The sequence below is a fragment of the Rufibacter ruber genome (assembly GCF_014138425.1).
Classification (GTDB): Bacteria; Bacteroidota; Bacteroidia; order Cytophagales; family Hymenobacteraceae; genus Nibribacter; species Nibribacter ruber_C.
This window is the reverse complement of record NZ_JACJIQ010000024.1, coordinates 51,738-57,747: the sequence shown is the minus strand read 5'-3', so window position 1 is coordinate 57,747 and position 6,010 is coordinate 51,738. Positions and strand designations below refer to the sequence as shown.

The window sequence follows — 6,010 nt, the reverse complement described above, 5'->3', positions numbered from 1 at the left end:
TTGAGGCTTTAATGACCTTTGGTTCCTTTCCCCTCCCTTGCCTGGAGGCTTCGCCATTATAAAAGCAGAAAATAATCCAATGACGGATTAACTACTGTATAACCGTCACAATTACATTTATCAGCACTATAACTGCACTGTCTTTTGCTTCTTTCCGGCGGAAGCAGTACAGGTATCTTCCTCTAAGTTATAAATTTATTTCTACCAGCCATTATTTCACAAACAGCCGCTCATCAAACGGGAAGGGTTCTGAAGCGACCAGTTGCACCTGTCGGAACTCTGGGTGCCTGGGGTTCAGGAGGTAGTTGTGATCTCCCTGAACCACCGCTGAGGGGACTTTGGCGGCCACAAATTTGCCTTCGCGGGCAAAGGTGTCGCCCAGGAGTTGGGTGGCATTGGGGTGGGGAAAGGTTTTCCAGTCGGGGGGGAGGAGCGTACGCTCAAATTCAAGGAACGGGAGTGCGTCAGGAATTTCCAGGGTAATGAGCCAGTAGTCAGACGGCACAATACCCAGGGGCGTATGCACGGCAATTTCTGTGGTGCAAAGGGCGCGGGACTCGCAGGTGTACAAAAGGGCGGTGCCTTTGCTGTTCCAGCGCCCGCCCGCCAGTTCGGCGCCGCGGCCCGAGAGGTCATTTTTATAAAGCCCCTTGCTGAGCCGGTAAACCCTCATGCCAGCACCCCGTGCTCTATGCGCGTCAATTCATCCTTCAGCAGGCTGATCCCGAAGGTGGTGTCCAGCAGGCTCTTCGGGGTGATGCCGCCCAGCGCTACGTTCTTGGCCTCCAGCCAGGCGTTAAAATTGTCTGCGTCACCAAACACCTCAATGCCGCGCTTGTACAGCAGGGTCACCTCCAGGATCTTCTCAGAATGTATGGGGTCAAAGGTTTTCTTCTCTTTCTTGTACCGTTGAATGGTGCGTTCAGACAAATGCAGAAACACAGACCATTCGCTCAGGTTAAAGGGACTTTGGCTTGCAATCTTCACAAACAGCGGGTATTTAATACCCTGCCGCACCGTCTGCACCAGCAGCAGAATGTCACGGTCATCTACTGAGCTGTTTGAAAGGTTTTTCTCAAGGTTAAACGTGTTGGCCATGGCTGTGGGAGTAATGCGTCAAATATAAGAAAGTTGTCATTGAAAGAACGACAAGTGTCATAAAATAGTTTACGTGCCTTTAAAACTAGACGAGGAAAACAAATTGAATCCCTATATTGGGCGTTCATATTGCAGCCGAGGGCCAACTTTCCCTTCGTGGTTTTCATTACCTTATTCCCAAACGCGTACCAGTGCAGACAAAAAAGAAAAAGCCGCTTTACCAGAGTCTCTATTTCCAAGTAATTACAGCCATTGCCCTTGGGGTGCTGCTAGGCCACTTTGCCCCCGACCTGGGGGTGCAGCTAAAGCCACTGGGTGATGCCTTTATCAAGCTGGTGAAGATGATGATTGGGCCGGTAGTCTTCTGCACCATTGTCACTGGTATTGCCGGAATGCAGGACATGAAACAAATTGGGCGGGTAGGGGCAAAGGCGCTGCTGTATTTTGAAGTCCTGACCACTTTGGCCCTGTTGCTGGGGCTGTTGGTGGTAAACCTGCTGAAGCCCGGGGCGGGCATGCACGTAGATGCCGCCAGCCTTGACACCGGTGCCTTGTCTGCGTTGACCAGCGCTAAAAAAGCAGAAGACGGCGGAACCATCGGGTTCTTCATGCACCTCATACCAGATAACATTATAGACGCCCTGGCCAAGGGTGATCTGCTGCAGATTCTGTTTTTCTCAGTGCTGTTCGGGTTTGGCATGTCAAAGATAGGGCCGCGGGCGCAGCCGGTGTTCACCTTCATTCAATCCCTTTCCAACATTCTGTTTGCGGTCATCCATATTATTATGAAAGTGGCCCCGCTGGGCGCTTTGGGGGCTATGGCCTACACCATTGGCAAGTACGGGCTGGGGTCCCTGCAATCGCTGGGGCTGCTGATGGTTTCTTTTTACCTCACGTGCCTGCTGTTCATTGTACTGGTGCTGGGGGGCGTGTTGAAAGCCATTGGGTTCAACATTTTCAAACTGCTGCGCTACATCAAAGAAGAACTGCTTATTGTGTTGGGAACGTCCTCCTCAGAGGCGGCACTGCCCAGTTTGATAGAGAAGCTGGAGAATGTGGGCTGTGCCAAACCCGTGGTAGGTCTTGTGGTGCCTACCGGCTACTCTTTCAACCTGGACGGAACCTCTATCTACCTCACCATGGCCGCGGTCTTTGTGGCCCAGGCCACTGACACCCCCCTGGATCTGGGGCAGCAGATTACCCTGCTGCTGGTGCTCATGCTCACGTCTAAAGGGGCGGCGGGTGTGACCGGGAGCGGTTTCATCACCCTGGCGGCCACCTTGCCCGCCGTTGGCGGCATTCCGGTGGCCGGCCTCGCACTTATCCTGGGCATTGACCGTTTTATGAGTGAAGCCCGCGCCCTCACCAACCTCATCGGGAATGCGGTAGCCACCATCTTTGTCTCTAAATGGGAAAAAGAACTGGATATGGCCCGCGCCAAGGAGGAGATTGGATAATCCTGTTTCCGGGCTGTTTTCTGAAAAACAGCCCGGAAACAGGATATGGCTCAAAGAAGGAAAGGTTTATGCCTCTTCAGGGTGGTAAATGATCTTGTCGCGGTGCTTCAGGCCCCAGTCGCGCAACTCATTGATGACCGGGCCAAGGCTGTGGCCATATTCCGTGATGGAGTATTCTACCGTCACGGGTGAGGTGTCATGCACGGTGCGTTTCACCAGTTTGTTCATCTCCAGCTCCTTCAGTTCCTTAGAGAGCATTTTGGCCGTAATGCCGGTCACATCACGGTGCAGCTCCTTAAATCTGCGTTTATGCACGCACAGGGCAACAATAATAGGAATCTTCCATTTGCCGCTCAAGATGTCCAGGGCATCTCTAATGGGCAGGATGTGGGTAATACACAGGCCGGTCTGAGGTTTGGCAATTGCTTCCATGGTTCTTCTGATTTCATGTGTGATACCAGTATACAACCGTAAACCAGTATCTATTTGAAACCAAAGGTACGTAAATTTGTTTATACAACTAAAGTATAGACAAAAATTGTAATGGATTTAATTGCTGCACTCAACTGGCGCTACGCCACCAAACGCATGACGGGAGAGACTGTCCCGCAGGAAAAATTAAACAGAATACTGGAAGCCATCCGGCTTTCAGCGTCCTCAATGGGGTTTCAGCCGTATCAGGTGATTGTAGTGCAGGACCCAGACCTGAGAAAGAAAATCCAGGCAGTGGCCAATAACCAGCCTCAGATTGTAGAAGCCTCGCATCTGCTCATCTTCGCGGCGTGGCACCCTTTGACCACCGGCCAGGTAGATGATTATATGCAGGCCATTGCCCGGGAAAGGGGAGTGGGCCTGGAGACCTTAGAGGGCTTTTCCAACAGCCTGAAAGGCCTGCTCAATTCCCGTTCGGCAGAGGAGAATTTCCAGTGGGCGGCCCGCCAATCTTATATTGCCCTGGGAACCGGCCTGGTGGCAGCGGCAACTGAAGCCGTAGATGCCACCCCCATGGAGGGGTTTAACCCCGCCGCCCTGGATGAACTGCTGGGGCTGAGGGAGCGCGGCTTGCGCAGTGTAACGCTGTTAACGCTGGGCTACCGTAACGCCGAAGCAGATTTCCTGGCCAATGCCAAAAAGGTGCGCCGCGCCAAAGAAGATTTTTTCATCTCATTGCCGTAAGCAGGTACGGGGCAGGGGAGCCGCAGGTGGGACTTTGGCGCTTCAGCAAAGGCACCGGCTACTTTGGGTGAGGGGTTGGCAGACACAGAACAACCACACCTCTTATTTCCTGCCCCTGCCGGTAAAGCAAAATAACTTACGGGTCATCTTGTTGGCCTTCACTGCGTATTTCTTCGGAAGGAATAAGTAACTGAACTATGGAAAAAAGAAAATTAGGAAACTCAGGGTTAGAAGTGGCCCCCTTGGCCTTTGGGGGAAACGTATTTGGCTGGACCGCCGATGAGAAAACGTCTTTCCAACTGCTGGACGGATTTCTGGAAGCCGGTTTCAACCTGGTAGACACCGCAGACGCTTATTCGGTCTGGGTGCCGGGCAACAAAGGCGGCGAGTCAGAATCCATCATAGGGAAATGGATGAAGGAACGCGGCAACCGTGATCAGGTGGTGGTGGCCACCAAGGTAGGCTGGGAAATCAGCCCAGACAGGAAGGGGCTCCGGAAAGACTACATTTTCAAAGCGGTTGAAGATTCCCTGCGCCGCCTGCAAACCGACTACCTTGACCTCTACCAATCGCATGTAGATGATGCGTCTACCCCGTTAGAGGAAACCCTGCAGGCGTATGACCAGCTCATCAAAGAAGGAAAGGTGCGGGCCATTGGCGCATCCAACATCTCAGCTGAGCGGCTGCGTGAGGCGCTGGAGGTCAGCAGGCAGAACGGACTCCCGCGGTACCAAAGCCTGCAGCCTGAATACAACCTCTACAACCGGGAAGGGTATGAACAGGAGCTGGAAGCACTCTGTCTGGAGCAAGGCGTGGGCGTCATCAGCTACTATTCCCTGGCCAGCGGCTTCCTGACCGGCAAGTACCGCTCAGAGGCAGACCTGGGCAAAAGCCCCCGCGGCGGCGGAATCAAAAAGTTTCTGAATGAGCGCGGCACCCGCATCCTTTCGGCCCTGGATGCCCTGGCTGAAAAGCACCAGTCCACCCCGGCCCAGATTTCCCTGGCCTGGCTCATGGCCAGACCCAGCATTACCGCCCCCATTGCCAGCGCCACCAGCCTGGCGCAGCTGGATGATCTGGCAAAAGCCGCCCACCTCACCCTGTCTCCCGATGACGTAGAACAGCTCAACCAAGCCAGCGCCTATTAGAAATGCGTCTGGCATTAGCAACTAAGCCAGGAGCCCTATCTATTTATCAAAATGGATAGGGCTTTCTGTTTTTGGTCTGTTTTCTGACAATACTTCGGACAATTTTAAAAGGCAAAAAGAGGCTTTAGAGGCTATAAATGGGGTTTAAGTAATTAAATGGCAGTTAGGTATTTCCCAAAATGGAGAAAAAACATTGGATGCTAAACCTGTACATGCCCTCAAACGCTACAAACGCACTTTTTCTACTCATCTAAACTGTCCGAAGTATTGCTGAAAAAGAGGCCAAAAACAGAAACAGTTGGCCAGCTCATCTGTGCAGATGTTCGTAGCCCCACAGGACACTATGGGGCCTCTGGTGGTAGTTCTGGGTCTTGCGCCAGGAATGTGAATAGAGTAGTTTGGGAGAAGAACTAGCCATGCAGGAGACCCACCCCAACCCCTCCCAAGTGGGGAGTGATCTGGTATGCATGGGGCAAGTGGCGGTATACACGTACCTCAGCAATGCGTGAACCAGCAGGTGTCAACATCCCCCTTCACCCCCTTCAAAGGGGGAGTATCGGAGTGAGTCCTGAGTCCTTTCTTTTCATCTTAGGCAGTTCAGCACGAATGAGGCAGCAATGCCTTGCCTGATCTCGTAGCCGTGCCGCGAGGGCAGCCAGAGACCGCCCATCACGCCGCTCTTCCGGATTTGCAATCCGGAAGCAGGTACTGACGGGATTTGTAATCCCCGTTACGCCTCCTTTGAACAACTATTACTGCGGATTGCAAATCCGCGGGGAGTTTTGATTCGGGATTGCAAATCGCGAACAGCTGAGAAAGTAAAAGCCCTCTGCCTCCAAAGGGGGGAGTGTTCGGGAATGCGTGGGGGCGTATAGCATACGCCCCTATAGCAATGCGCGTCCTCCTGTGTAAACATCCCCCTTCGCCCCCTTCAAAGGGGGAGTATCAGGCAGCGTTAGAAGGCACGGAAGTAACTTTCGCGCCATAGGTGGCTATAGAGGGCAGAAGTAATGTGAGGCTGCCGCCCCATGGAAGCTGAAAGCTTCCACCATTACAGGTCCAAGTTGGAAACTTGAACCAGAGAAAGCGGCAAACAAGCAGCAATAAGTAAACAAGCAGCAATGAACAATC

6 protein-coding genes are annotated in these 6,010 nt (G+C 52.8%); 3 read left to right on the top strand and 3 right to left on the bottom strand.

Annotated elements, in window-relative coordinates:
- Positions 1–211 precede the first annotated feature (211 nt).
- Both FHS90_RS20655 and parS read right to left on the bottom strand, forming a co-directional pair.
- The gene (locus tag FHS90_RS20655) at positions 212–673 is read right to left on the bottom strand and encodes an RES family NAD+ phosphorylase (protein WP_066831944.1); all 462 of its coding nucleotides are present in this window, start codon (positions 671–673) and stop codon (positions 212–214) included.
- Entirely contained in the window at positions 670–1,098 is a 429-nt protein-coding gene (gene parS, locus FHS90_RS20650; RefSeq protein ID WP_066831946.1) for an Xre family toxin-antitoxin system antitoxin, read from the bottom strand. Before parS ends, FHS90_RS20655 begins: the two co-directional genes overlap by 4 nt.
- 191 nt (positions 1,099–1,289) lie before the next feature.
- On the opposite strand from parS, the gene FHS90_RS20645 reads away from it, so the two are divergent.
- Positions 1,290–2,555 (top strand): dicarboxylate/amino acid:cation symporter, encoded by a 1,266-nt coding sequence (locus tag FHS90_RS20645; protein ID WP_066831948.1) that lies wholly within the window; start codon positions 1,290–1,292, stop codon positions 2,553–2,555.
- A gap of 66 nt (positions 2,556–2,621) precedes the next feature.
- Here FHS90_RS20645 and FHS90_RS20640 read toward each other — a convergent pair whose 3' ends face one another.
- Positions 2,622–2,987, bottom strand: a complete 366-nt coding sequence (locus FHS90_RS20640) for a winged helix-turn-helix transcriptional regulator (protein WP_066831950.1) — start codon at positions 2,985–2,987, stop codon at positions 2,622–2,624.
- A 111-nt stretch (positions 2,988–3,098) separates the two neighbouring features.
- Here FHS90_RS20640 and FHS90_RS20635 point away from each other — a divergent pair, with 111 nt between their 5' ends.
- Both FHS90_RS20635 and FHS90_RS20630 read left to right on the top strand, forming a co-directional pair.
- Entirely contained in the window at positions 3,099–3,731 is a 633-nt protein-coding gene (locus FHS90_RS20635) for an NAD(P)H-dependent oxidoreductase (RefSeq protein ID WP_066831952.1), read from the top strand.
- Between the two features lie 197 nt (positions 3,732–3,928).
- On the top strand, positions 3,929–4,879 hold the full coding sequence (locus FHS90_RS20630; protein ID WP_066831954.1) for an aldo/keto reductase: 951 nt from the start codon (positions 3,929–3,931) through the stop codon (positions 4,877–4,879).
- Positions 4,880–6,010: the final 1,131 nt, after the last annotated feature.